This window comes from [Clostridium] scindens ATCC 35704 (assembly GCF_004295125.1).
In the GTDB taxonomy this organism is placed as follows: domain Bacteria; phylum Bacillota; class Clostridia; order Lachnospirales; family Lachnospiraceae; genus Clostridium_AP; species Clostridium_AP scindens.
In genome coordinates this window covers 1,268,054-1,292,500 of record NZ_CP036170.1, presented here as the reverse complement: position 1 = coordinate 1,292,500, position 24,447 = coordinate 1,268,054, and the positions used below count along the sequence as shown (strand labels likewise).

Below are 24,447 nucleotides of genomic sequence, written 5' to 3'. Positions count from 1 at the left end.
CTTTGAGGTGATTTTACCCTCCTGAGTATAAAGATAAACCACCTGCATGACCTCTCCATCCTCAGACAGCGATACATCCAGCGGATATCCCGTTCCGCTTAAGGACGTCTTGTGCTCCACAAGAACATTTCCTGCGGTATCATAGCACATAACTTTGGCTGATGCGTCATTTTTCAGAATAGCGCCCACAATCCCTTGCTCTGAGACATTGATCTTTTCTATAGGAAGCGTCGTATGGATCTCTCCTTTCAGGCCATCTTCCTGGAATACAATGATGTCATTGCCGCCCTTGTCTGCAATTGCCGCCGATTTCTCGTTAACGTCTAAAAAAGGGTTCTGAATCTGATAGGCATGATTCCACTGTTCCTCGCCCTTCTGATCCAGATAGGCAATCCCATCCCGGCTGTACTTAAGCACGCCATCCGCAAACTGCATATAACTATTGTTCGCCGAGCCGCCGCTTGCATAGGTGTCCAAAGTCCGGGCCTTGCTGTAAGTCTGAAGATTGACCAGAAGATATATGCCGGCCGCAACCGCCAATACAGCCGCCGTGCTGAGTATAATCCTGCGCCAGAACTTGATCTTATGCTTTTTAATCTGTTCCTCCATATCATTCATCGAACCATCTTCACTGTTAAGTTCATCCATAATCTGCTCAATAATCTTATCTGTCGGGTCTGCTGGATTTTCCGGTTCTCTGACAACGCGAAGGTTCTTATTTCTTCGGTGTATCATCTGTTTCCCCTTTGTTCCTTTTCATTCGTGTCATAATTCAAAGATGCTTAATGCATCCTTACGCACTTTGGGCTCATTATATCATATTTTCCAGCTATGGTAACAATAATTTTTGGCCAATGTATATCAGGTTGCCATCTGACAATCCATTCATTTTACAGAGCGCCTCTACATGAGAGGCATCTCCATACACCTTTACGCTGATGCTGTCCAGCGTGTCCCCTTTTCTCACTACATAATAATCCTCATCGCTTAACTGTTCCTGGACGGTAGATGTTTCTGGAACTGTTCCCCCGGAGGCTTCCTTATCTTTTGCCTCCCCGTCTCCAATAATCCCGTTTGCCTCCAAGGCCCCGTCCTCGCCTTCATTCACCGTCCCGGTCTGGCTCTCCGTCTTGCTGGCCGACTGGGACAATGATTCAAGCGAACTTTGAACTGCCTCCATCTTAGTAAAATTATTAACGGTTGAGATGCCGATCGCAAGAACTACCACTACCAGAAGCGCGCTTGTAACGTACACAAGCCTGGAACTCTGGCGCTGTTCTTTATCCTCCATGCGTTCTCTTACGACACTACGAAAATCCTTTGCAGCTCGATCCTCAACCACTTCACTGGGTGTAACGCCAATCTTTTTACGTGTGCTGATCATATAGTTCTGCATATTGGGATTCTTTTCATAATATATGTAATGTCCGCCCATCTGCATTAGTTCGCCATATTTGTATGCATAATAGACTTCTTCATTGTCTACCGCATCCTTCCATATAAATACGGTATCTGACTTTGCAAATGATTTCTCGTGTATTTTTGCTATCTGGCGGTTCTGCCCCATAGGATGTCCATTCTCGATCAGGCACCATCCAACCGCATCGCTGGACGGAAAATACTGCTTGCGTTCTTCCTCCAATTCCTTAAACGTATCTTCCCCTATTACTATTTCCGTACCATTTACTTCAATTTCCTTCATTCGTATAGCGCCGGAAGCATATACCACGGCCTGTCCTTCCTGGATCAGGATCTCGCCGGTAAGCATGACTCCTACCGGCTCTTCGGCTGCTCTTTCGCGCAGCTGGTTCAGATAGGTATCCACATAGTCTTCTACATATATCTTAGGCTCGTCGCTTACGTTTCCTATCTGTCTTACATTTTTGGGAAATTGTCTTTCCATATACTCTCACCTCATCTGCATATTTTTGCTTATGATAGCATATGGAATCCGCATATTTTAGCGGTTGGTGGGGCTTGTCCATGGAAATTTCCGGCAGGTTCCCGGTAGATCCCATTATTTTCGACGGCTAGTCTCGCAGGCGCCGCAATACTTGTCTGTAAGCGTCGTAATCCATCCTTCTTTCGTCCTTGGGATCTTAAAAAATGTAACCGGCCACATATGATTCAGAATGATATCCTTCTCAATGTGGTTGAGATCAAAAAATTTCCTGGCATTCTGGTAAGACTTTTTCGGATGGGTCAGCCCGTGAAAACAATCCCCCGTCTTCTTGGCATGCATATGCCAGTCATATAAGAACAAATCATGGATCATCCCTGCCCTGGCTGCTGATCTTGCATCCAGGTGCAGGAACCTGCACCACTGGTAATTGTAATATGCCACATTCATACAATGCTGATAACAGTTTGTGCTGCCATGATGAGGATATAATTTCATCCTTAGCACCACCGGATGCTCTGCTATATCCTTAACTTCGCTATAAAATTCACTCTTCCAATTGCGGCGCAGTCTGTTTAAGCGCCGCTTAGCCATTTCGCCTACTCTTCCAAACATCGCATTCTCTCCTAAAAAGGTAATCGCTGCCTGCACAACGACTACCTCCTTTATCTCATCTCTCTCTTTTTCTGGTTTCTATATCGTAACACTTTCATTTAAGATTGTAAATCCTTTCTAAAATGCAATTCAAAATTACAAAAAGCACACCCCGCCCAGGATGTGCTTTTTTCTATAACCTATTAATTATTTTGCAAATGCTTTTACCTTTTCATAGATGCTGTCTGCATCCAGGCCATATTTCTTAATCAATTCTACTGCCGGGCCTGATTCTCCGTAAGTATCATTGATTCCAATCTTCATTACCTTTGCCGGCGCTTTTTCCGCAACCACGTCGCAGACCGCGCTTCCCAGTCCGCCGATGATCGAGTGCTCCTCTACCGTCACGATCTTTCCGGTCTTGGCAGCCGCCTTAATGACAGCCTCCTCATCCAACGGCTTGATCGTATGCATATTGATTACTTCCGCGCTGATTCCATCGGCTGATAACTTCTCCGCTGCTGCCAGGGACTCAGATACCGGGAGTCCGGTCGCGATAATCGTCACATCCGTACCCTCGCGAAGCGTGATCGCTTTTCCAAGCTCGAATTTATAATCTGCATGATCATTGATTACCGGAACAGCAAGTCTTCCAAAACGCAGATATACAGGTCCCACATGCTCATAAGCCGCTTCAACCGCCGCCTTAGCCTCTACGTCATCGGACGGATTGATTACGACCATTCCCGGGATCGTACGCATCAGGGCAATATCTTCATTACACTGATGGGTTGCGCCGTCCTCTCCTACGGAGATTCCGGCATGGGTCGCGCCGATTTTAACGTTCAGTTTCGGATAGCCTACAGAATTACGCACCTGCTCGAATGCGCGTCCTGCCGCGAACATAGCGAAAGAACTCGCAAACGGCACCTTGCCTGTAGCAGCAATGCCCGCTGCCACTCCGATCATATTACACTCAGCAATACCGCAGTCAATATGACGCTCCGGAAAAGCCTTCTTAAAAGTACCTGTCTTCGTGGCCGCTGCCAGATCGGCGTCCAGTACCACGACATCCTCATGGGCTTTTCCTAATTCAACCAAAGCATTACCGTAACTTTCTCTTGTTGCAATCTTCTTTACTTCTGACATAATGCTTCACCTACTTTCTCCAAGTCTGCCATAGCAACCGCATACTGCTCGTCATTCGGAGCCGCGCCGTGCCAGGAAGCCTGGTTTTCCATAAAGGAAACGTCTTTTCCTTTGATTGTCTTTGCAATAATAGCCGTCGGCTGTCCTTTGGTGGCTCTGGCCTCCTTAAAGGCAGCGTCAATAGCATCAAAATCATGGCCATCAATATTGATCACATGGAAATTAAATGCTTCAAACTTCTTATCGATCGGATATGGGGAGTTAACCTCATCAATGGCTCCGTCAATCTGAAGGTTGTTATTGTCTACTATGACCACCAGGTTATCCAACTTGCGGTGTGCTGCCAGCATGGATGCTTCCCATACCTGTCCTTCCTGAATCTCTCCGTCTCCAAGCAGCGTATATACACGGTAGCCATCTCCGGATAATTTCGCGGAGATAGCCATTCCGACTGCCGCGGAGATTCCCTGTCCCAGAGAGCCGCTTGACATGTCTACTCCCGGAATGTGCTTCATATCCGGGTGCCCCTGAAGGTAAGATCCCACCTTGCGCAATGTGGTAAGGTCCTCTACCGGGAAAAATCCTCTGTTTGCCAAAGTTGAATAATATCCCGGGGCAGTGTGGCCTTTTGATAAAACAAAACGGTCGCGGTCTGCCTTTTCGGGGTCTTTCGGATCGATATTCATTTCTTCAAAAAACAGATATGTATAGATATCCGCTGCAGATAAAGATCCGCCCGGATGTCCGGACTTAGCGCTGTGAACCGCCGTAACGATGCCTTTACGGATCTCATTGGCAGTCTTCATTAACTCAAATTTGTTCATGATGCTCCTCCTGTCTGTATGATGGATTATTCGCCAAATACTGCTTTATAATCAGCCTGGAATTTTGCAATTCCCGCATCTGTCAGCGGATGCTTGGTCATCTGCTCGATCACCGCATATGGAACCGTCGCGATATCGGCTCCTGCCAGCGCGCAGTCTGTTACATGGATCGGATTACGTACGCTGGCTGCTATAATCTGAGTCTCGATTCCTGCCACATCAAAGATCTGCGCGATCTCTGCTATCAGATCTGTTCCTCTTACGGAAATGTCATCCAGACGTCCCAGGAATGGAGAGACATAAGTTGCGCCAGCCCTTGCTGCCAGCAAAGCCTGGTTAGCCGTAAATACTAATGTAACATTCGTCTTGATTCCCTCGGATGTCAGCTGCTTGCATGCCTTCAAGCCTTCAACGGTCATTGGAAGCTTTACTACCATATTCTTATGAATCTTAGCAATCTCTCTTCCTTCTGCAATCATGCCTTCGGCGTCAACTGTAGTCGCTTTAACTTCTCCGCTGATCGGTCCGTCTACGATAGACGCGATCTCCGCGATAACTTCCTCAAATACTCTTCCTTCTTTTGCGATCAGAGATGGGTTGGTGGTTACGCCACAGATAACTCCCATATCATTCGCCTTCTTAATATCCTCTACCTTGGCTGTGTCAATGAAAAACCTCATTTTCTTCCTCCTTTAAATTCCGTGAATCCCTTCACTTTCCGCTATTTGCCACATGCTAGAATTATAACTTATAGGATGAAGTTTGGTCAATAGCGCATAAGATTTATTAATAATTTTTTCTATTAATATCTACATTTTATTAATTACATACAAGTAATTTTTCTTCTGATTTTCTTTAAAAAATTATTTATTCCAATGATTTTACTATTCTTTTTATTTTTTGCCACTTTATTATTAATAATAATTTCCTGGAATAAATTAATTTTATTTTTTCTTTTTCCCTTTGGCATACGCGGTCGTCCCCCGCACGATCAGTTTTGGCTCATACTCTACATGATAAGTGCTGATGGGAGGGGTCTCTGAATACTGGGTGTGGTGGGAGGCTATCTTTTTCATAATGATATCGCAGGCGTCCCGTCCTTTAAATATGACAAAATGCTCAATGGTCGTCAATTCCACCTTATGCATACGGGCAAACAGCGTATTATCGCATCCCATAACAGACATATCAGCAGGAACCTTTATCTTTGCCTCATGGAGCGCATCCATAATTCCAAAGGCGATCATGTCGTTAAGTCCCGCAATCGCCGTAATATCCCTGGTCTCCTGCAAAAGTTCGCGGGTCAGATCATAGCCGATCTTATATTCCGAATCAATAAGGGCCACATCCTGATCGAACTCTTCCCTCGCGGCCTTAATAATCACCTGATCCCTGAGGCCGGCCTGCTCATATACCTTCAGAAATCCTTCCACGCGCTTGGAGCGCTGCTTCTGCCGGGCTGTAAGAGGAGGCGCGATATAGGCCACCTTCCGATGCCCAAGTTCCAGAAGATGGCGTGCCATAATTCTTCCTAGTTTGGAGTTGTCCAGTTCCACTGCATCCACACTCATCTTCTCATTCTGGTTGTTAATGACTGCCACCGGAATCTTTTCAGACAGTTCTTTCAACAGATCCATAAAGCAGTGGCTTGGGTTGCAGGTGTAAATGATTCCCAGAGGACGCAATTCCCACATCATTTTAAGATACCGCTCCTCCATTCTCAAATCTCTCTGGGTATTGCAGACAAAGAGGCCGAATCCCTGCTCTTTTGCCCTGGACTCAATTCCCTGAAGCAGCATGACATAATAAGGGTTCGTAAGGTTGGAACAAAAGATCACCAAAAGTTTCTCCTGCCTGGCACCTTTTTTCGTCTTGCGCTTCGGAGGGACATATCCTAATTCTTTCGCGGCATTCTCGACTTTTTCCACAGTTTCTTTTGAAAAAGATACATTGTACTTTTTGTTCAGAACCATGGAGACGGTAGATTGCGATACTCCGGCGGCCCTCGCGATATCTGTAGATGTAACTTTTTTCTTTCCCATTCTCTCTTATCACCTCAACGGGGACAGGTCAATCCACAATTAATTGCCCGCCCCCTTTTGCATTTACAACTGTGTCCTGCCTTCCAGCGCCCTCAAAAGGGTCACTTCGTCAATATACTCCAAGTCTCCTCCAACCGGAACGCCGCTGGCAATCCTACTAACCTTGATTCCTGTAGGCTTGATCAGCTTGCTGATATACATAGCCGTAGTCTCCCCTTCCAAGCTGGAATTCGTGGCGATGATCACCTCATCCACGTCCCCCTGCAAGCGCTCGATCAGTTCTTTTAATTTGATATCCTCCGGCCCAATGCCAAGCATTGGCGAGATCGCCCCATGCAGAACATGGTACACGCCGTTGTATTTCCCTGTCTTTTCATATGCTGCCAGGTCTCTGGTGTTCTCTACTACCATGATCGTCTTGTGATCTCTGCTGCTGTTACTGCAGATCGGGCAAAGTTCTTGATCCGTCAGCGTATAGCACTGCGCGCAGTATCTGACATTCTCCCGCGCCTCGACCATCGTGGACGCCAGCCTTTTTACGTCATCCAGGGGCATGTGTATCAAGTGAAAAGCCAGCCTTGCCGCTGACTTTGAACCTATGCCCGGGAGGCATGACAATTCTTCAATTAACTTGCTCATCTGGCTACTGTAATAATCCATTTCTTACGCTCCCTGCTAGAACAATCCAGGCATCTGTCCGCCCATGCCGCCTGTGAACTTGGACATGGCTGACGCGGACACTTCATCCACCTTATCCATCGCCTCATTCACCGCCGCAACGATCAGATCCTCCAGCATCTCCACGTCATCCGGATCTACGGCTTCCTCGTCCAGCTTGACCTTCAATACCTTCTTCGTTCCTGATACCGTTACTTCTACTGCCCCGCCTCCGGCAGTGGCAGTAAACTCCTTTGTCTCCATTTCTTTTGCCTGTTCTTCCATCTGACGCTGCATCTTCTGTGCCTGCTTCATCAGATTTGCCATATTCCCAGGCATTCCTCCTCCCGGAAATCCTCCACGTTTTGCCATCTTCATATCCTCCTAATCTTCTACTGTTATTTCCATATGGATCAAATTCTCAAGATCCACGAAACTATCCTCAAACCTTCGGCCTTCTTCCAGCTGCCGGACTTCTATATCGACCTGTTTTCCTATCTTTTCTTCAATGAGCCTCTCTATCTCTTCTTTATGCTCCGCAGTCCCCACCGCAGCGGCGCTTACTTCGTCCGGAAGTACGATGAGCAGGCGGCTGCCCTCTCCCGGGCTTAGCCTGGCTTTCTTCAAATACGTTCGAAGAAGCGGCGATGCGTCATTTGCAATGGTGCGGAAGTCCTGGGCCACTGCCTTTACATCTTCGTTTAGCGCCTTGGGCAGTTCGGGCCTTGGCTTCTCTTTCTGTTCTGCGGGGCCATCCGAGTTGACATAGACTACCTTTTCCCTTACAGCGCTGTCTAAAAGTCCTTCTTCTAACTGTTTTTCAATCAGCCTGATCCGGTCAAGAAGCGCATCCTGATTCTGATCCATGGCCGGCCGGCATAACTTTATCAGCGTAACCTCCAGCAGTACCCTTTTCTGGGTGGCGTATTTTAACTGATTGGTAAGGTCCGAGAAAATTCTAATATACCGGATTAGCGTGTCATTGTCAATCATCTGGGCCTCTTCTTTTAACTGGGTCAGATTTTCCGTGGACACGTCCAGCACATCTTCCATATTGTCAGAACTTTTTACAAGGAGCAGGTTGCGCAGATACCAGGTGAAATCCGATGCCAGCTGGGACAGTTCCCTCCCCTGCATCACCAGTTCTTCTACCGTCACTATTACCTTATGCACATCCATGGAAAGCAGTTCCCGAAGCAGCCTGCTGAATGTCTCCGTATCCACAGCTCCCAGCACTTCAAGCACATGATCATAGGTCAGTTTCTCACCAATGTAGAAGGCAACGCATTGATCCAGCAGGCTTAAGGAGTCTCTCATGGAGCCATCCGCCATCTTCGCAATATAGCGCACGGCCTTTTCCTCCACCTCCCACCCCTCCTTGTCAACCAATTCCCGGAGCCTGTCGGATATGGTCTCAATCGATATTCTCTTGAAATCATACCGCTGGCATCGGCTTAAAATCGTAATGGGTATCTTATGGGCTTCCGTTGTGGCCAGAATAAATATCACATATTCCGGGGGCTCTTCCAATGTTTTCAGCAGCGCATTGAATGCTCCTATAGAAAGCATATGGACCTCATCTATAATATAGACTTTGTACCTTCCTTCTGTAGGCCGGTACGCCACCTCCTCGCGGATCTCGCGGATATTGTCCACGCCGTTGTTGGACGCGGCATCAATCTCTATCACATTCATAGACGTGCCCGCGGCGATCGATCTGCACATGGCGCATTCCCCGCATGGGCTTCCATCTACCGGATGCTCGCAGTTTACCGCTTTCGCAAATATCTTTGCCACAGTCGTCTTTCCAGTTCCCCTTGTCCCGCAGAACAGATACGCATGTCCGATCCGTTCTGCTTTTATCTGGTTTTTCAATGTCTTTACTATGGCGTCCTGACCTTTTACGTCTTCAAATTCGTCAGGACGGAACTTCCGGTACAATGCCGTATATGACATTTCTTACACTCCCTGTCTGCTTTATTTGTCTCCAAAACTGATTCCTGTCATCTTGGCTTCCCTGACAATATCAGATTCCGGATCCACGTATTTTAATTTACCTGCCACTTCGCTGAGCGGAACGCGGACAATATCCCTGTTCTTTACAGCCACCATGCAGCCAAAGTCTCCATCCAGTATGGCTTCCGCAGCTGCCGCTCCAAGCCTCGTGGCCAGAACCCTGTCATACGCGCAGGGCGAGCCGCCGCGCTGCGTATGGCCAGGAACCGTAATGCGTACCTCCTGGTCTGTCTTCTTCTGGATCCTTTCAGATATCTCATAGGCAACCGAAGGATATTTCTGCTTCGCCTTCTTTTCCTTCAGTTCCTTCTTGGAAAGCTTCGCGTCTTCCCTGGATATTGCTCCCTCGGCCACTGCGATTATCGTAAACTTCTTTCCTGCGGCCTTGCGCTTGTTAATTGCTTCCACCACCACATCAATATCGTATGGAATCTCCGGCAGCAATATAATGTCCGCGCCTCCTGCAATTCCCGCATGAAGCGTTACCCAGCCAACCTTGTGCCCCATAACCTCGATGATGAATACCCGGCTGTGGGATGTGGCTGTCGTATGGATCCTGTCAATAGTATCCGTCGCGATATCCACCGCGCTCTGGAACCCAAAGGTCATATCCGTCCCCCATAAGTCATTGTCAATCGTCTTCGGAAGCGTGATGACATTCAGGCCTTCCTCTCTGAGCATATTCGCAGTCTTATGCGTTCCATTACCTCCCAGGACTACGAGGCAGTCCAGATTCAGCTTGTGGTACGTATGCTTCATCGCCTCCACCTTATCAAGGCCATTCTCATCCGGAACGCGCATCAGCTTGAATGGCTGCCTGGATGTCCCAAGAATCGTCCCGCCAATCGTCAATATCCCGGAGAAGTCCCTGGAAGTCAGCATCTTGAAATTCGAATAGATCAGTCCTTTATACCCCTCCTGAAATCCGTAGATTTCCACATCATCTCTTTTAGAGCAGATTCCTTTTACTACGCCGCGCATCGCCGCATTCAGCGCCTGGCAGTCTCCTCCGCTTGTAAGCATTCCTATTCTTAACATACGTCCGCTCCTTTCACGACCAAATATTTTCCTATATTTTAAACTTATATTCATGCCCGCATTTAGCACATAATATAATAAAATTATAACTTATTTTCAATTAACAAACAACCCCATTGACAGGGATGATATAATGAAACATATGGATATTTTTATAAGAAGGTAGGTAATATTGTGGATAAACTAGACGTAAAACTATGGACCTTGGCCGCAAAGGGACAGATTGTGCCGGATCGCTCTTTGCTTAAGACGCCGGAGCAGATTAAGGCAATCCAGGAAAGCGCGGACTTGAATACTGCCGTCCTGGACCATGTTGCCGCCCATATCCGTAAAGGCATGAGTACGGAAGAGATTGACCGGCTGGTATACGACTATACCACTCAGCACGGTGGTATCCCGGCGCCCCTTAATTATCAGGGATTCCCCAAAAGCGTATGTACATCCGTCAACAATGTCATATGCCATGGAATCCCCGATGAAAACGAGATCCTGAAGGAGGGCGACATCATTAATGTGGATGTATCCACTATTCTGAATGGCTATTATTCGGACGCATCCCGGATGTTTACAATCGGACAGATATCCCCTGAGGCTGAGAAGCTCGTCAGAGTCACCAAAGAATGCGTGGAACTTGGCTTAAAGGCGGCAAAGCCATGGGGACATTTGGGAGATATCGCTTATGCCATCAATACCCATGCCAGGCAGAATGGCTTTTCTGTCGTGGAAGATATCGGCGGCCATGGAATCGGCCTGGAATTCCATGAAGATCCTTATGTCAGCTATGTGACCCCCAAGGGCAGTGAAATGGTCCTCGTGCCGGGCATGATGTTTACCATCGAGCCCATGATCAACGAAGGAAGCCCTGAATTCTATATTGACGAGGGAAATGGCTGGACCGTCTACACCATCGACGACGGGCTGTCCGCGCAGATAGAGTATATGGTATTGATTACCGAGAACGGTGTCGAGGTTATGACAAAATAAAAAGAAGAACTGGAGCGTGTATTCTTATCCGCCTTCAGTTCTTCTTTATTCTTTCCTGCATTTTTCAAGAATCAATCGCCTTGCCTGAACCTTCGTAGCAATTTCTTCTTTGGGAGTGCCTGTCAGGTAATTGGCCGCTTCCGCCCACTCTTCCTCTCCATAGCGTTCTATATCCATCTTCTGGAGACAGCCTTCCAGCCTGCAACGGTAGTCCTCAAGCCGCAAATCCGACAGGTACGTGCAGCCTGCCTGTTCTGCCAATAATTCAATTAATTCTATGTTCTTTCTTTTTGGCGACATATTTATCCTCATCCCATTATCCAACAAAAAATGGACTAAAAATCAGACTTTTTAATCCACTAATGTTATATTTTTAATAGCAGTTTGTATATATATAAGTAACAAGAGAGGCATTAGACCTCCAAAAACAATGGATGTAAAAGTCTACATAATCTGCCAAATTTTAACATTTATTTTTATCCTGGCATTGGGAAATCCATTTTGCAAACATGCTATGGCTTGTTCCCAGCCTCCTTGCCGCCTCCCTCATGCTGATTTGATTATTCTCCCAAAGTTTCACCACATCCGGGAATTCTTCCGGTATCTCTTTCCTCGGCCTTCCAAATGCCACCCCTTTTAATTTTGCAACCGCAATTCCCTCCGCCTGCCTCTGCCGGATATTCTCCCTTTCAATCTGGGCTACATAGGACATGATCTGGAGCACCAGATCCGATATGAATTTGCCAGTCAGCCCGTTCACATGGTTCCTGGTGTCCAGCAGCGGAAAATCAATCACTACGATATCCACGTCCTTCGCTTTTGTAAGTGTCCTCCACTGCTCAATAATCTCATCATAATTTCTTCCCAGTCTGTCAATTGATTTCACGAACAAGGTATCCCCGGGCCTTAAGCGATTCAAGAGCCGGCGGTAGCTGGGCCTGTCAAAGTCTTTGCCCGACTGCCTGTCTATGTAGATGTCCTCCTTGCGGATGGGAATCTTCTCCATTGCCGCAATCTGCCGGTCTATATTCTGATCCCTGCTGGATACCCGCACATAACCATATGTTTTTTTACCCATTTCCTCCTCCTTGCCTTTTCATCTATGATAACCGATAAAAGCAAAAGAAGATTATGGTAATATTTTCCATAATCTTCTTCCATGATATTTTAATGAGCCTCAAGCTTCTTTCATTCCCAGTATAAGCGCAGAATGCGCCCCCATATTTACAACGACTTCCCCTTCGTCAACCAGATATTCTTCATCTTCTATCGTATAGCCGTCTGAATAGGAATAGATCAGCCTTTTCATCCGGCATTTTATTGGCACTTCCACCCGCCATACCGGAACCGTGACCTCTGTAAGCTCGCTCCGGTTATTAATAATTGCCACAATACGGTCCTCACCCAGGAAACGGCCATATGCCAGCACATTTTCATCCCAGCTCAGTATATTAAGGGATCCTGTACGAAGCGCCGGATGTTCCTTGTGTATCCGTATCATCTCCTTATGGAAATTCAGCAGTTCCTGATTCTCATGTCCCCAGGGATATGTCCGCCTGTTATCCGGATCTGTGAATCCGCACACGCCCGCTTCATCTCCATAATAGATGGTCGGCGCCCCTACCCACGTCATCTGTATCGCAACAGCTTCCCGCATGATCGCCTCATTCACATATTCTTCCGCGGCCTTCGGCCCCAGGTGCTCTACCCTTCCAACCATGTGATTGGTACGGGTCAGGAACCGCGAATGATCGTGGTTCGATAATTCGTTCATCGCCACCTGCAAGGATGGCGTCAGCATATTAGACATATGATGGGAGATAGAGCCCACAAAGTTATCCGCATTGCCCCGCAGTTCTTCTCTTGCTTCATCACTGTGCTTCTCCATCCCTGTAAGGAACCATGTTACAGGCTCCATAAAGGCGTCATAGTTCATGACCGTATCCCACTCATCGCCCTGAAGCCAGTCGCTGGGATCTCCGTAATGCTCGGCAAGAATAATCGCCTCTGGATTGGCATCCTTGACCGCCTCGCGGAATTTCTTCCAGAACTGATGGTTGTACTCATTGCTTCGCCCCAGATCCGCTGCTACATCCAGACGCCATCCATCTACATTATACGGCGGGGATACCCATTTCCTTCCAATATATAATATATAATTCTCCAGTTTCATGGAATCTTCATAGTTCAATTTTGGAAGCGTATCATGCCCCCACCAGCCGTCATAGTTAGAATTGTACGGCCAATTTCCCGGCTCCTCCTTAAAGAATCTGAAATAACTTCTGTAAGGACTGTCTGGGGAAATAAATGCTCCTGGCTCATAATCCTCCTGATTTTCATAAATGCGTTCCCTGTCCATCCATTTATTAAATGAGCCGCAATGGTTGAACACGCCGTCAAGAATGATTCTCATGCCTCGCCTGTGAAGTTCTTCTACCAGCTTGATGAACAACTGATTGCTGGCTTCCAGATTCTTAATATCCGTCGTTCTTTTCTGGTACTTCGCAGCAAGCCGATTCTCCGTCACGCCTTCTGCCAGGACTTCTCCCCCATCTTCCACGATCACCCCATAATGCGGGTCTATATAATCATAATCCTGAATATCGTATTTGTGGTTGGAAGGCGAGACAAACAATGGATTGAAGTACAGGACTTCCACGCCCAGATCCTGCAGGTAATCCAGTTTATCGATCACTCCCTGCAAATCCCCGCCATAGAACTCTCGTACTCCCATCTTATCCGGATATTTATTCCAGTCTGTTACCTTCCTGCTGTAATCTCCTATATAAAAATACTCCCTGGACTCAACATCATTGGTCTTATCGCCATTATAGAACCGGTCTGTAAAAATCTGATACATTACCGCCCCTTTTGCCCAATCCGGCGTAGAAAATCCCGGTACAATGACAAATTCATAAAATGCAACGATTTCTTTTGACGTGCCGCACTTGTTGTAATAACAAAGCTCGTCACCATCCTGGATTTCAAAGCAATACCGGAAAGGCTCCTCATTCAAACGCCAGTTGATCGTATAGTAGTCGAATTCGCCGCTGCTGCTTTCCTTCTTCATATCATATCCGCCGACGCCCGTCATGAGACGCACCCGATCTACATCATCTTTTGCCGTGCGAAAGCGCAGCGTTATTGTTTCATTCTCCGCCGGCTGCGGCGGGTTGACATAACTGGCAGTTCCATCACAAAACAAAGCTTGTTCCTTCATGCAACCAAACCCTCTCTAATTCATTATTCTTTCCTTATGCCTCAGATACTTCCCCTGTAAATAATGATTCAAACTCTTCTCTAGAGATTTTCTCTTTTTCTAACAAAAGTTCTGCGCATGAGTGAAGCACATCATCGTATTTCTTGATAATATGTCTTGCTCTGCTATAGCATTCATCTATGATCCTTTTCACTTCCTGGTCAATGACAGTCGCCACGCCTTCCCCGTATCCTCTGGATGTATGCGCCAGGTCACGCCCAATGAACACCTCATCGCTATCGTCATCATAACTAATCAGGCCAAGAGCCTCTGACATTCCAAACTTGGTCACCATGGATTTTGCCAGGCTCGTCGCCTGCTTAATGTCCTGGGAGGCCCCGGTGGTGATGTCGTCAAATACTTCTTCTTCTGCCACGCGTCCGCCAAGGGCAACCGTAATGTCCTGCAGCATCTTGCCCTTTGAATTGAACATCTCATCATTTTCCGGAAGCGGCATCGTATAGCCTCCCGCCCCGCCGGTTGGAATAATGGAGACACTGTATACAGGCCCTACATCCGGCAGCACGTGGAAGAGAATCGCATGTCCTGCCTCATGGAATGCCGTGATACGCTTTTCTTTATCGGATATGATCCTGCTCTTTTTCTCGGCGCCGATCCCTACTTTGACGAAGGATCTCTTAATATCTTCCTGCTTCAGGTATATCCTGTTTTCCTTAGCTGCCAGGATTGCCGCCTCATTCAGGAGATTTTCAAGATCCGCTCCTGTAAATCCGGCAGTCGTCTGCGCGATCTGCTTAAGGTCAATATCCTCGCTAAGCGGTTTCCCTTTCGCATGAACTTTCAGGATCTCTTCCCGTCCCTGTACATCCGGCCGGCCTACCATAACCTTCCTGTCAAAGCGGCCGGGGCGCAGGATTGCAGGATCCAGGATATCTACACGGTTGGTAGCGGCCATTACGATGATTCCTTCATTGACGCCGAAGCCGTCCATCTCTACCAGCAGCTGGTTCAGCGTTTGCTCTCTCTCATCATGTCCGCCGCCCATTCCCGTCCCGCGGCGTCTCGCCACGGCATCAATCTCATCAATGAAAATAATGCATGGCGCATTCTTCTTCGCTTCTTCGAACAGATCCCTTACGCGGGACGCGCCAACTCCGACAAACATCTCTACAAAGTCAGAGCCTGAGATGGTAAAGAACGGAACCCCGGCCTCTCCGGCAACCGCTTTAGCAAGCAAGGTCTTTCCGGTACCGGGAGGGCCTACCAGAAGGACTCCCTTCGGAATCCTCGCGCCTACCTGGATGTATTTTTTCGGGGCCTTTAAAAAGTCCACGATCTCTTCCAGTTCTTCCTTTTCTTCTTTCAGGCCGGCCACCTGTCCGAATGTGATCTTTCTTTCCACATCTGTGCTAAGCCTTGCGCGGCTCTTGCCAAAGTTCATGGCCTTGGCGTTGGCCCCTCCGCCCTGTCGGTTCATCAGCAGGAATATCAGCAGAACTCCTCCCAGAACCAGAAGCATCGGCACGATCGTCGTTGCGAACCAGCTGTCCTGCGGCACGTCCGGCATCTCGTAGTCAATCTTCTTTTCCTTCAGGTAATTCTGAATCTCATTGACATCGGATACATACAGATACCTTACGGAATCTTCATCATTCTTTGTATCAACCTGGATCTCTACCCGCCCTGTCGGAACATTTTTATTCTGGCTGACGGTAACAGCCTCCACATTATCGCTGACGATAAGCTTCTCAAATTCCTTCCATGTCAATTCTTTATCTTTTTGGTCAAACTGATTCGTGAACCACAATGCTGCAAACAGAAACACTACGAATATCAGCACCGTGGCTCCGCTCAGCCCTCTGGTCTTCTTGTCATTCAATGTTTTATAGCCCCTTTCTACTCCACACCTTCTACAACCCCGATGTATGGTAGATTTCTATATTTTTGCGCATAGTCAAGCCCATAGCCTACGACAAATTCATCCGGTATCTCGAATCCCACGTAGTCTACCTTCACGTCGCGCACTCTTCTCTCTGGCTTGTCAAGAAGCGTGCACAGCCTCATGCTGCTTGGGTGCCTCTTGGCCAGGATGTCAAGCAGATAGTAAAGCGTCCTTCCGGAATCAATAATATCTTCAACTACCAGCACGTCTTTTCCTTCCAGCGTCTCATCCAGGTCTTTTGCAATCTTTACCACGCCGCTTGACGACGTGCCGTCTCCATAACTGCTGACACTCATAAAGTCCATGGAAACCGGTATGCTGATCCGTTTTGCCAACTCGCACATAAAGAATACTCCGCCCTTCAGGACACAGATCAGGTGCACCTGCTTTCCTGCATAATCCTTGCTGATCTTTTTACCCAGTTCCTCAATTCTCTTCGCGACTTCATCCTCTTCAATCAATACTCTAACTGTTTCTGCCATCTTTTCATCCTCCGCAAAATTCTATTTCCAGAATCCTTCTGGTATTCTCTGTGATCTGATACTGCTGGTTCTGCCTGTACCCTACAATCCACATGATATGTTTCCCATCCGCGATAAGCCAGATCCGGTCTCTTTCCTCCTGTGGAATCTTTTCATTAATAAAATACTGCTTCAGTTTCTGGGTTTTGCCGTTTTTATCAATCGTTATATAGTCTCCCGGCTCCCTATGCCTGATTTTTACAGTATTTTTTATTATATCATAATCAAACCATTTCGTGTAGGGGTTTTCCGGAAATATTACTTTCCCCGACGTTCTTGGCAGCGTTCGCATCTTCATAAGCCCTTCCGGATTCTGGTCTTTCGGACGTCCATCGCCTTCCCTGCGAAGCTCGATTCCCTCATAGCGCCGCACTGCCACGATTCCATAGGGGAGCCTTGCCTGGCGTCCCACTTGGTTATCCAGCAGTTCTGACAACATCTTTGTATGGACGGACTCAATGTCTTTGCGCCCCCCGGCCGCCTGGCATATACATTCATGAAGCACATAGGAGCGCAGCGCCTCGGGCACAAGGATGAATTCCGCCTTAAGAAGCACCCTCCGCGTTTGGTCTTTCGACACCTTTATACATCTGGCAGCGTAACGCGTAGTTTCTGACTCTACATATTTCCACAGTTGTCTCATCTGTTCCATAGTCTCCGACATATGGGAAACCGCCCTCTCATTTACCTGCTCTTCCAGATAAGGTATCACATGGTTGCGGATCCGGTTTCTGGTATGGCCATCCTCAAGATTGGTTTCATCCGTACAATAAGATATTCCCCGATTCACCAGATATGATTCAATCTCTTCCCGTTTTAGACACAAAAGAGGGCGAATAAATACGCCGTCTACAGGCGCAATCCCCCCCATTCCTTTCAGGCTGCATCCCCGGCACAGATTCCACAGCAGGGTCTCCGCGTTGTCGTTCTGATGATGGGCAAGGGCGATCTTAGTCCCTCCCGCTTCCTGCAGGACTTCCTTGAAAATCCGCCTTCTTACATATCTGCCAGCCTCTTCTTCGCTCATCTTATTATGCAAAGCAAAGGATTTTACATCTTCATAATATAAGCGAAGCCCGATTCCTAGCTCTTTGCATACTTTTTTTACATAGACCGCATCCGCATCCGCGGTCTTTTCTCTCAGCCCGTGATGTACATGAACCGCCTCTACGGACAGGCCCATTTCCTTTTTCAATTGGATAAGCATGAAAAGAAGGCATATGGAGTCCGCCCCTCCTGATACGCCTACAATCACCTTATCCTTTTCATCCAGCATATGGTACTTCTCTATATACGCCTTTACCTTATGATACATAGCATAATCCTTCTTATGTTAGTAATTCGTTTGTTCCTTTTAAATATATAGAATTTCCCGGTAAAAAGCAAGTTTCCCTTACAGTTTCCACATTCCCACTACCAATATCGTCATATCATCCAGGGGGACTTCCCCGGTCCATTCCAGAACTTGTCCCAGGATATGGTGCGCCATCTCTTTTGGATTCACGATATTAGAATCCAGGATAAATGTGCTCATCAGCGCATCCTGCTCTCCGACAGGCAGCGCGTCCATAATGCCATCCGTCACCATGATCACATAGTCCCCGGACGCAAGGCTCTTTGTCACTATATCAATCTCAATATCCTGCAGGACCCCGATTGGCAGCGTCGTAGAACAGATCTTCTCAACCGCGTCCTTCCTTTTGATAAATGTGGTTGATGCCCCGGCCTTTACAAATTCGCAGGTGCCGCTGTACAAATCAAACAGGCTGACGTCTATCGTGGAAAAACGCACTTCTTCCCTGCCGATCACCAGAGCCGTATTCATCATCTGAACGGCCGTCTTTACAGGGAACCCTGCTTCCAGCAATTCCTCCAGCATCTCTACCACCATCGTGCTTTCCCGAAAAGCCTCTTCGCCCGACCCCATTCCATCCGATAAGGCGATGCCTTTCTTGCCGCCCGGAAGGTCCGTCATCAGGAACGTATCCCCGGAGATCTTCTCGCACCCTTTCCCGATCTTCGCCACGCCCTGCAAGGTATGGTATCTGGCGCCCTCCACGCACGCAACCGTGCAGTACTCTTCCCCTATAATGGGCCGTTCTCCTTGTTCCGGCATCATGACTCTTCCCACGCAGTTTCCGACCAACGCCGCAAACTCCTTGGTGGCTATCAGCTGCCCCTTCATAGCCTTCACCGTCAGATGGATCTCATACTTTCCCTGAGGCGTCATATAGAACACTGCGGACAGCATTCTTACCCCGCATTTCTTTAGCTGATTCTTCAACCGTTTCTCAAGATGCTCATCTTCGAATATGCCCGCATCCAATTCCCTGGTGGTATACTGGATCATCTTCGCAAAACTATTCAGCTGCACGGCATATCCTTCCCGATTCTGAACAATCTTGTTGTTCCACATCAATATCTGCTTCGCATTTTCGAACACTTCCAGCGTCTCCCTTAAAAATCTGGGAGCCATGATGCATTTCTTCTGTAGTTTCCGCTTCAATTCAATATTCAGTTCCGCTCCATATTCTTCCACCGCGCATAGAATCTCATACAACATCTGATAAGTATGGACCCGGTTTTCTCCCAAGCACCATTCTTTCTTTTCACAGTTCTCGCAGACCTTGTCCGTAATCTTCAGGAACATCTCCTCGATCTCATCCTTGGTAAAGGTCCCCTTATAATCCTCCAATGTCAGAAATGTCTTTGACAGATGCATCAGTGAATCCGCGAACTTGTCCATCTGTATGACATAAGGATTCACAAAAGTCTCTTTCTCTTTTACCTCCGCCATTCTTTGCTCCCCTTTCAATGGTTATTAGACAAATTTCTCCCAGACAAAGAAAAAGCTTTAGGAAACCTACTTCCTAAAGCTTATCATCTGTTTATTATTTTGCCTTAAATATAATCTCATTCTCATGTACCAGACCCAGTTTGTCTTTGGCAACATCTTCTACATATTCATCTGTTCCCACGTACTTCTCAAGATCCTTGATCTCTGCTTTGCGTGCCGTCTCTTCCTTTATCTGCTCCTTCAGTTCCATCTCCTGTGCCTGATAGGACTTATCCCTTGCACGGAGCGTCATGCTGCTTGCGGATACCACCACTATCAACAGAAGAATTACGGTGCTGACCGCCAGCACGCTTCTCTTGTGTCGCTGTATGCGTTTTTTCTGCCGCCTTCTATGGCTCTTTTGTTTAATTCCATTCATATAATTACTCACCCTTACGTCGGCACCCCTGCCGACTATACTCACCCAATTAATAATAATATATTAACTTTTTTCCTTCTTTTAATCAAGACTTTTGGGGAAAATCCTTCTTCTTACGCGTGTAGATTTTTTTGTACACTTTTTCCAGCCGCCCTAAAAAAACCGTCATCAAAACTGCCCCCAGCACAACACCTAGTGCAAAATGCCACCTTATACTACCATCACTTGTATGGTAAATCTGCACAAAGATATAGATGGCAGAGCCTATCCAGAAAATAAGGTCTTCTATCCCTATAGCTACGAGATTATGCCTTATGATATTCCGAAAGCAAGCGATACAGCGGTAGGCCAGCCGCACGATGGCGCCGGATATTACCGCCATCACAAACACCATTAATTCTTCTTTCAGTCCCGGCATACAATCACCTGAATAATTTCGAGAATATGTTCTCCTGCTGCTTGCCATGCGCCTGGACATCCGAATAAGCCACGCTGTCAATATTTCCTGACAGGTCTACTTCCCCTTTTTCCAGACTCAGGCGGTTGACATGCAGATCTGTCCCCTTCACCATCATCATCCCCTGCTCCGTCTCCAGCAGAATCTCATTCAGGTCAAAGGACAGCACATCTATAACGCCTGTAACAAGGCTGGTTTTCCGGTTATTGATCACCAGTTTATGGTTTTTTTGTACGGTTCTTTCTTCCATGCGCATCACAACCTTTCTTAATTATCTTATGAAGGGTTGTTTCCATTTATTACAGATATTTGAATAGATCTTTGGCTTCTTCCTTTTTTGTGGTCTCTTGTATATCCAGCACTTCCACCTTCACCGTCTTCATTCCGAATCGAATCTCAATAATGTCTCCTGGCTTTACCTTCACGGAAGCCTTTGCCACGCTTCCATTGACGGTCACTCTTCCTGCATCGCAGGCCTCGTTTGCCACGGTCCTCCTCTTGATCAGGCGGGAAACCTTTAAAAACTTGTCCAGTCTCATAACATCCTCCTTCCAGACATAAAAATAGAGAGCGTAAGGCGCTCTCTATTCCTATACTTTTATAAAACTTATCCGTTCGCCGAATTATGCGTTAACAGCGTCTTTCAATGCTTTTCCAGCCTTGAATTTTGGAGCCTTGCATGCTTCAATCTTCATGGTTTTTCCTGTCTGAGGATTTCTTCCTTCTCTTGCTGCTCTCTTGCTTACTTCGAAAGTGCCAAAGCCGACTAACTGTACCTTATGATCTTTTTTCAGTTCATCTGTTACAACATCAATAAAAGCCTTTAAAGCTTTTTCAGAATCTTTTTTAGATAATTCTGCCTGGTCAGCAATTGCTGCTACTAATTCTGTTTTGTTCATGGATAATTTCCTCCTCTTGTTTACGTATAGAATCCCTTATTTTCAATTCTACAAATTATTCGGCTCCCCATACGCTCATATGGCATGCCTTTAGTTACTGTTATACCTGTTTTCCCTGTATTTGTCAAGGTGATTTCTCAGTTTTTCCCGTATTTTCAGGGTTTTCCCACTTTTTCCCTGACTTACATCATGGTGTTGATCATGGATAAAACTTCTTCTCCAAGCTTGCTTGATTTTTCATCCGCATCCTTAAGGGAACTTCCCTTGATTCCATAATAAAATTTTACTTTAGGCTCCGTACCGGATGGTCTTACGCACAGCCACGCGTCATCCGTCAGATCATAATACAAGACGTTGGATGTTGGAAGCCCGGTCTGTGCCACATCGCCTGTAGCCACGTCTTTGATCGTATCAGCCTGATAGTCTCTTACCTTCAGCACCTTGTATCCGCCTACTTCCAGCGGCGGGTTCTTGCGCAGAGTCTCTAAGATTTCCTGGATCTTCTGAAGGCCTTCGATTCCTTTTAGCGTGATAGACTGGATATCATCCTTATAGTAGCCATACTTGTCATACATGTCCACCATAGCGTCCCACAGGGTCTTACCCTTCGTCTTATAATAGGCTGCAGCCTCGCACAGAGCCATTGTCGCTACGATCGCATCCTTGTCCCTTGCGTAGGTTCCGATCAGGCAGCCATAACTTTCTTCAAAGCCAAAGAGATATGTCCCTTTCCCCGTAGTCTCGAATCCGAGGATCTGCTGTCCGATATACTTAAAGCCGGTCAGGACCTCGATGAGTCCGATATCATAGCCCTTGGCTATGGCATCCGCCAGATTGGAGGTTACAATGGTCTTAATGAGATAGCCGTCGTCCGGAAGGCCGCTGACTTCCTTGCGCTGGCCGATCTCATAGTCTGCAAGCAGGCAACCGGACATATTGCCGGTAAGTACCTTGTACTCTCCTGACTTGGCATCTTTTACATACACTCCAAGTCGGTCGGCATCCGGATCCGTAGCCAGCACCAAGTCGGCATCCACCTCTTTTGCAAGCGCAAGCCCAAGTTCAAAGGCTTCCTTGGCCTCTGGATTCGGATAGGAAACGGTGGGGAATTCTCCGTCCGGCAGTTCCTGTTCCTTTACTACATATACATTTTCAAACCCCAATTCCTTAAGAATGCGCCTTGCCGGAATATTTCCGGTACCGTGAAGAGGACTGTAGACGATCTTCAGTTCCTTTCCTACCGCATCAATGGAGTCTTGATGTATCACCTGTTTCTTAAGTTTTGCAATGTAGCCATCGTCCACTTCCTGCCCGATAACTTCATAGAGTCCGGCCTTCTTTGCTTCCTCAAGCCCCATGGTCTTTACCGTATTATAATCCGTAACTGCCTCAACCTCATCCATAATTCCTTTGTCATGAGGAGGGGTAATCTGTGCGCCATCCTCCCAGTATACCTTGTATCCATTATACTCCGGCGGATTATGGCTGGCCGTAATGTTAATTCCGGCTATGCATCCAAGCGTGCGAACGGCGTAAGACAGTTCAGGCGTCGGGCGCAGAGATTCAAATACATACGCCTTGATCCCGTTGGCAGCAAGGCACAATGCAGCCTCATCTGCAAACTCCGGGGACATGCGCCGGGAATCATACGCGATTGCCACGCCTTTCGCCTGACCGCCATTCTTCATGATATAGTTGGCAAGCCCCTGGGTTGCCTTTCTGACTGTATAGATGTTCATGCGGTTCGTTCCTGCGCCGATGATTCCTCTTAGTCCGGCAGTTCCAAATTCTAGATCTTTGTAGAAACGCTCCTTGATCTCATTATCATCTTCCGCTATGCTTCTTAGTTCATCCTTTGTGTTTTCATCAAAGTATGGATTGCTTAGCCATCCCTCAAATTTTTCACGATATTCCATAGTCGTACCTCCTGTCCTTAATGATTTTATTATACAACAGGAAACTATAAATGAAAAGAAAATATGTCCTCTAAAAACCGCCTCTTTTCTTCTGTCTGCTTAATGGAAGTATTGAGTTTCTCTATACTTTTTATGGATATCCACGCCTTATTTGAATGATAATACGAATTGGCAATCTTCCAGAACTTCTCCGGATAGATCAGGCGTACCTTAAGATATTCCAGCTCTGCATCCGTAATCGGCCTGATCGCGGAATATGCATTGATCATATTATCCCCAAGCCGTTCCTTCCATCCATGTTTTTCCATTACCTTGCGCAGGAAATAATACAGGTCCTCCACCTGCACATCCCTCTTAAACTTCTCAAAGTTAGTGGTGGCAATGCGGTAAGGCTCTTTCTTGTAATTATAATCCCCCTGCACCATCAGTATATTATGGTAGTTATACTCGCCGTGGGTCATACAGCAGTTCTTCACGCTGTCCTGGTAGAGGCTCTCATAGTCCGAATTCTCCAGTTCCGCTATCGCCGCGTCCGCCCACTGGTAGATCTGGTCAAAATGTTTCAGAAACGCGAATTCAAATTCTCCTTTGGGCGCAATACCCCTCATGAACTTACGCACCTTTTTTAATTCCCTGTTATGGCGCAGATACTCATCTTTCAGATGGGCGCCCGCCGTCACATTGCTCCCCAGCTCATGGCACATCAATATATGAAGTTTCGCCAGGTTGCCGGACGCCGCAAGCAGTTCTGCCGGTTTCTTTACATCGCACTCCCGGCCCTTGAACCAGGACTTCAGCATATATCTGCTGCCGTCTTCCAGCGCAGAAAGGCATTCTCCTTCCCTGGTCAATATGATCCTGTCTATTCTTCCATATCCCTGGCTATAAAGATATTCATACAATTCGAACAGCGCAGGGATACGTTTCTCAGACACCCTCACTTCTTTCAGCAAAAGCAGCCCCTGATCCGTGTCGCATAAAATAGCACCCCTGGTTTTACGGGTGCTGATGACTTCTATATTATACTGCTCTAAAACACCTAGTTCATATTCCTGCATACTAATCCCCTGCAC

Annotated in this window: 26 protein-coding genes (1 of these 26 running past the window's edge); 1 reads left to right on the top strand and 25 read right to left on the bottom strand. The window is 47.0% G+C overall.

The window, feature by feature from the left end:
- The 11 genes from HDCHBGLK_RS06650 to HDCHBGLK_RS06600 form a co-directional block, all read right to left on the bottom strand.
- Nucleotides 1-735, bottom strand: the 5' portion of a protein-coding gene (locus HDCHBGLK_RS06650) for a DUF5711 family protein (RefSeq protein WP_004607181.1). It extends 528 nt beyond the left edge of the window; the window shows 735 of its 1,263 coding nt (coding positions 1-735); it begins with the start codon at nucleotides 733-735; the stop codon falls past the left edge of the window.
- A 94-nt stretch (nucleotides 736-829) separates the two neighbouring features.
- Nucleotides 830-1,903, bottom strand: a complete 1,074-nt coding sequence (locus HDCHBGLK_RS06645; RefSeq protein ID WP_004607180.1) for a LysM peptidoglycan-binding domain-containing protein — start codon at nucleotides 1,901-1,903, stop codon at nucleotides 830-832.
- 114 nt (nucleotides 1,904-2,017) lie between these two features.
- Nucleotides 2,018-2,494, bottom strand: coding sequence for an HD domain-containing protein (locus HDCHBGLK_RS06640; RefSeq protein ID WP_230104857.1), 477 nt, complete (start codon nucleotides 2,492-2,494; stop codon nucleotides 2,018-2,020).
- A 207-nt stretch (nucleotides 2,495-2,701) separates the two neighbouring features.
- The gene (locus tag HDCHBGLK_RS06635; RefSeq protein ID WP_004607178.1) at nucleotides 2,702-3,643 is read right to left on the bottom strand and encodes a transketolase family protein; all 942 of its coding nucleotides are present in this window, start codon (nucleotides 3,641-3,643) and stop codon (nucleotides 2,702-2,704) included.
- Complete coding sequence (locus tag HDCHBGLK_RS06630; protein WP_004607177.1) at nucleotides 3,631-4,467, bottom strand: transketolase; 837 nt, start codon at nucleotides 4,465-4,467, stop codon at nucleotides 3,631-3,633. The genes HDCHBGLK_RS06635 and HDCHBGLK_RS06630 overlap by 13 nt, the downstream gene beginning before the upstream one ends.
- A 26-nt stretch (nucleotides 4,468-4,493) precedes the next feature.
- Entirely contained in the window at nucleotides 4,494-5,147 is a 654-nt protein-coding gene (fsa, locus tag HDCHBGLK_RS06625) for a fructose-6-phosphate aldolase (RefSeq protein ID WP_004607176.1), read from the bottom strand.
- Nucleotides 5,148-5,411: 264 nt separating this feature from the next.
- Nucleotides 5,412-6,509, bottom strand: coding sequence for a LacI family DNA-binding transcriptional regulator (locus tag HDCHBGLK_RS06620; RefSeq protein ID WP_004607174.1), 1,098 nt, complete (start codon nucleotides 6,507-6,509; stop codon nucleotides 5,412-5,414).
- Between the two features lie 63 nt (nucleotides 6,510-6,572).
- Nucleotides 6,573-7,169 (bottom strand): recombination mediator RecR, encoded by a 597-nt coding sequence (recR, locus tag HDCHBGLK_RS06615; RefSeq protein WP_004607173.1) that lies wholly within the window; start codon nucleotides 7,167-7,169, stop codon nucleotides 6,573-6,575.
- 15 nt (nucleotides 7,170-7,184) lie between these two features.
- The gene (locus HDCHBGLK_RS06610; RefSeq protein ID WP_009248936.1) at nucleotides 7,185-7,538 is read right to left on the bottom strand and encodes a YbaB/EbfC family nucleoid-associated protein; all 354 of its coding nucleotides are present in this window, start codon (nucleotides 7,536-7,538) and stop codon (nucleotides 7,185-7,187) included.
- A gap of 12 nt (nucleotides 7,539-7,550) precedes the next feature.
- The gene (gene dnaX / locus HDCHBGLK_RS06605) at nucleotides 7,551-9,122 is read right to left on the bottom strand and encodes a DNA polymerase III subunit gamma/tau (protein WP_004607171.1); all 1,572 of its coding nucleotides are present in this window, start codon (nucleotides 9,120-9,122) and stop codon (nucleotides 7,551-7,553) included.
- A 21-nt stretch (nucleotides 9,123-9,143) separates the two neighbouring features.
- Nucleotides 9,144-10,220 carry a 6-phosphofructokinase gene (locus HDCHBGLK_RS06600; RefSeq protein WP_009248934.1) on the bottom strand — a complete coding sequence of 359 codons (1,077 nt, stop codon included), beginning with the start codon at nucleotides 10,218-10,220 and terminating at the stop codon, nucleotides 9,144-9,146.
- Nucleotides 10,221-10,394: 174 nt separating this feature from the next.
- On the opposite strand from HDCHBGLK_RS06600, the gene map reads away from it, so the two are divergent.
- Nucleotides 10,395-11,204: a type I methionyl aminopeptidase gene (map, locus tag HDCHBGLK_RS06595; protein ID WP_004607169.1), complete on the top strand. Its 810-nt coding sequence runs from the start codon at nucleotides 10,395-10,397 to the stop codon at nucleotides 11,202-11,204.
- A gap of 45 nt (nucleotides 11,205-11,249) precedes the next feature.
- Here map and HDCHBGLK_RS06590 read toward each other — a convergent pair whose 3' ends face one another.
- The 14 genes from HDCHBGLK_RS06590 to HDCHBGLK_RS06525 form a co-directional block, all read right to left on the bottom strand.
- Nucleotides 11,250-11,504, bottom strand: a complete 255-nt coding sequence (locus HDCHBGLK_RS06590) for a hypothetical protein (protein WP_130574569.1) — start codon at nucleotides 11,502-11,504, stop codon at nucleotides 11,250-11,252.
- Nucleotides 11,505-11,667: 163 nt separating this feature from the next.
- Nucleotides 11,668-12,282 (bottom strand): recombinase family protein, encoded by a 615-nt coding sequence (locus tag HDCHBGLK_RS06585; protein WP_004607167.1) that lies wholly within the window; start codon nucleotides 12,280-12,282, stop codon nucleotides 11,668-11,670.
- Nucleotides 12,283-12,381: 99 nt separating this feature from the next.
- Complete coding sequence (locus HDCHBGLK_RS06580; RefSeq protein WP_004607165.1) at nucleotides 12,382-14,424, bottom strand: glycoside hydrolase family 13 protein; 2,043 nt, start codon at nucleotides 14,422-14,424, stop codon at nucleotides 12,382-12,384.
- Between the two features lie 34 nt (nucleotides 14,425-14,458).
- Nucleotides 14,459-16,303 (bottom strand): ATP-dependent zinc metalloprotease FtsH, encoded by a 1,845-nt coding sequence (ftsH, locus tag HDCHBGLK_RS06575; RefSeq protein WP_004607164.1) that lies wholly within the window; start codon nucleotides 16,301-16,303, stop codon nucleotides 14,459-14,461.
- Nucleotides 16,304-16,320: 17 nt separating this feature from the next.
- The gene (gene hpt, locus HDCHBGLK_RS06570) at nucleotides 16,321-16,848 is read right to left on the bottom strand and encodes a hypoxanthine phosphoribosyltransferase (RefSeq protein ID WP_004607163.1); all 528 of its coding nucleotides are present in this window, start codon (nucleotides 16,846-16,848) and stop codon (nucleotides 16,321-16,323) included.
- 4 nt (nucleotides 16,849-16,852) lie between these two features.
- Nucleotides 16,853-18,202: a tRNA lysidine(34) synthetase TilS gene (gene tilS / locus HDCHBGLK_RS06565; protein ID WP_004607162.1), complete on the bottom strand. Its 1,350-nt coding sequence runs from the start codon at nucleotides 18,200-18,202 to the stop codon at nucleotides 16,853-16,855.
- Nucleotides 18,203-18,280: 78 nt separating this feature from the next.
- The gene (locus tag HDCHBGLK_RS06560) at nucleotides 18,281-19,684 is read right to left on the bottom strand and encodes a SpoIIE family protein phosphatase (protein WP_004607161.1); all 1,404 of its coding nucleotides are present in this window, start codon (nucleotides 19,682-19,684) and stop codon (nucleotides 18,281-18,283) included.
- A gap of 94 nt (nucleotides 19,685-19,778) precedes the next feature.
- Nucleotides 19,779-20,102 carry an FtsB family cell division protein gene (locus HDCHBGLK_RS06555; protein ID WP_004607160.1) on the bottom strand — a complete coding sequence of 108 codons (324 nt, stop codon included), beginning with the start codon at nucleotides 20,100-20,102 and terminating at the stop codon, nucleotides 19,779-19,781.
- 85 nt (nucleotides 20,103-20,187) lie between these two features.
- Complete coding sequence (gene yabQ, locus HDCHBGLK_RS06550; RefSeq protein ID WP_004607159.1) at nucleotides 20,188-20,520, bottom strand: spore cortex biosynthesis protein YabQ; 333 nt, start codon at nucleotides 20,518-20,520, stop codon at nucleotides 20,188-20,190.
- Between the two features lie 4 nt (nucleotides 20,521-20,524).
- Nucleotides 20,525-20,809 carry a sporulation protein YabP gene (gene yabP / locus HDCHBGLK_RS06545; protein ID WP_025646175.1) on the bottom strand — a complete coding sequence of 95 codons (285 nt, stop codon included), beginning with the start codon at nucleotides 20,807-20,809 and terminating at the stop codon, nucleotides 20,525-20,527.
- Nucleotides 20,810-20,858: 49 nt separating this feature from the next.
- On the bottom strand, nucleotides 20,859-21,098 hold the full coding sequence (locus HDCHBGLK_RS06540; protein ID WP_004607157.1) for an RNA-binding S4 domain-containing protein: 240 nt from the start codon (nucleotides 21,096-21,098) through the stop codon (nucleotides 20,859-20,861).
- Between the two features lie 84 nt (nucleotides 21,099-21,182).
- The gene (locus HDCHBGLK_RS06535) at nucleotides 21,183-21,458 is read right to left on the bottom strand and encodes an HU family DNA-binding protein (protein ID WP_004607156.1); all 276 of its coding nucleotides are present in this window, start codon (nucleotides 21,456-21,458) and stop codon (nucleotides 21,183-21,185) included.
- 182 nt (nucleotides 21,459-21,640) lie between these two features.
- Nucleotides 21,641-23,374 (bottom strand): phospho-sugar mutase, encoded by a 1,734-nt coding sequence (locus tag HDCHBGLK_RS06530; protein ID WP_004607155.1) that lies wholly within the window; start codon nucleotides 23,372-23,374, stop codon nucleotides 21,641-21,643.
- A 44-nt stretch (nucleotides 23,375-23,418) separates the two neighbouring features.
- Entirely contained in the window at nucleotides 23,419-24,432 is a 1,014-nt protein-coding gene (locus HDCHBGLK_RS06525) for a CotS family spore coat protein (protein ID WP_004607154.1), read from the bottom strand.
- Nucleotides 24,433-24,447 lie beyond the last annotated feature (15 nt).

Excerpts from the sequence above, each read along its gene's own strand:
- HDCHBGLK_RS06645 (WP_004607180.1), bottom strand. The coding sequence starts at position 1,903 with ATGGAAAGACAATTTCCCAAAAATGTAAGACAGATAGGAAACGTAAGC.
- HDCHBGLK_RS06640 (WP_230104857.1), bottom strand. The coding sequence starts at position 2,494 with ATGGCTAAGCGGCGCTTAAACAGACTGCGCCGCAATTGGAAGAGTGAA.
- HDCHBGLK_RS06635 (WP_004607178.1), bottom strand. The coding sequence starts at position 3,643 with ATGTCAGAAGTAAAGAAGATTGCAACAAGAGAAAGTTACGGTAATGCT.
- HDCHBGLK_RS06630 (WP_004607177.1), bottom strand. The coding sequence starts at position 4,467 with ATGAACAAATTTGAGTTAATGAAGACTGCCAATGAGATCCGTAAAGGC.
- fsa (WP_004607176.1), bottom strand. The coding sequence starts at position 5,147 with ATGAGGTTTTTCATTGACACAGCCAAGGTAGAGGATATTAAGAAGGCG.
- HDCHBGLK_RS06620 (WP_004607174.1), bottom strand. The coding sequence starts at position 6,509 with ATGGGAAAGAAAAAAGTTACATCTACAGATATCGCGAGGGCCGCCGGA.
- recR (WP_004607173.1), bottom strand. The coding sequence starts at position 7,169 with ATGGATTATTACAGTAGCCAGATGAGCAAGTTAATTGAAGAATTGTCA.
- HDCHBGLK_RS06610 (WP_009248936.1), bottom strand. The coding sequence starts at position 7,538 with ATGGCAAAACGTGGAGGATTTCCGGGAGGAGGAATGCCTGGGAATATG.
- dnaX (WP_004607171.1), bottom strand. The coding sequence starts at position 9,122 with ATGTCATATACGGCATTGTACCGGAAGTTCCGTCCTGACGAATTTGAA.
- HDCHBGLK_RS06600 (WP_009248934.1), bottom strand. The coding sequence starts at position 10,220 with ATGTTAAGAATAGGAATGCTTACAAGCGGAGGAGACTGCCAGGCGCTG.
- HDCHBGLK_RS06590 (WP_130574569.1), bottom strand. The coding sequence starts at position 11,504 with ATGTCGCCAAAAAGAAAGAACATAGAATTAATTGAATTATTGGCAGAA.
- HDCHBGLK_RS06585 (WP_004607167.1), bottom strand. The coding sequence starts at position 12,282 with ATGGGTAAAAAAACATATGGTTATGTGCGGGTATCCAGCAGGGATCAG.
- HDCHBGLK_RS06580 (WP_004607165.1), bottom strand. The coding sequence starts at position 14,424 with ATGAAGGAACAAGCTTTGTTTTGTGATGGAACTGCCAGTTATGTCAAC.
- hpt (WP_004607163.1), bottom strand. The coding sequence starts at position 16,848 with ATGGCAGAAACAGTTAGAGTATTGATTGAAGAGGATGAAGTCGCGAAG.
- tilS (WP_004607162.1), bottom strand. The coding sequence starts at position 18,202 with ATGTATCATAAGGTAAAGGCGTATATAGAGAAGTACCATATGCTGGAT.
- HDCHBGLK_RS06560 (WP_004607161.1), bottom strand. The coding sequence starts at position 19,684 with ATGGCGGAGGTAAAAGAGAAAGAGACTTTTGTGAATCCTTATGTCATA.
- HDCHBGLK_RS06555 (WP_004607160.1), bottom strand. The coding sequence starts at position 20,102 with ATGAATGGAATTAAACAAAAGAGCCATAGAAGGCGGCAGAAAAAACGC.
- yabQ (WP_004607159.1), bottom strand. The coding sequence starts at position 20,520 with ATGCCGGGACTGAAAGAAGAATTAATGGTGTTTGTGATGGCGGTAATA.
- yabP (WP_025646175.1), bottom strand. The coding sequence starts at position 20,809 with ATGGAAGAAAGAACCGTACAAAAAAACCATAAACTGGTGATCAATAAC.
- HDCHBGLK_RS06540 (WP_004607157.1), bottom strand. The coding sequence starts at position 21,098 with ATGAGACTGGACAAGTTTTTAAAGGTTTCCCGCCTGATCAAGAGGAGG.
- HDCHBGLK_RS06535 (WP_004607156.1), bottom strand. The coding sequence starts at position 21,458 with ATGAACAAAACAGAATTAGTAGCAGCAATTGCTGACCAGGCAGAATTA.
- HDCHBGLK_RS06530 (WP_004607155.1), bottom strand. The coding sequence starts at position 23,374 with ATGGAATATCGTGAAAAATTTGAGGGATGGCTAAGCAATCCATACTTT.
- HDCHBGLK_RS06525 (WP_004607154.1), bottom strand. The coding sequence starts at position 24,432 with ATGCAGGAATATGAACTAGGTGTTTTAGAGCAGTATAATATAGAAGTC.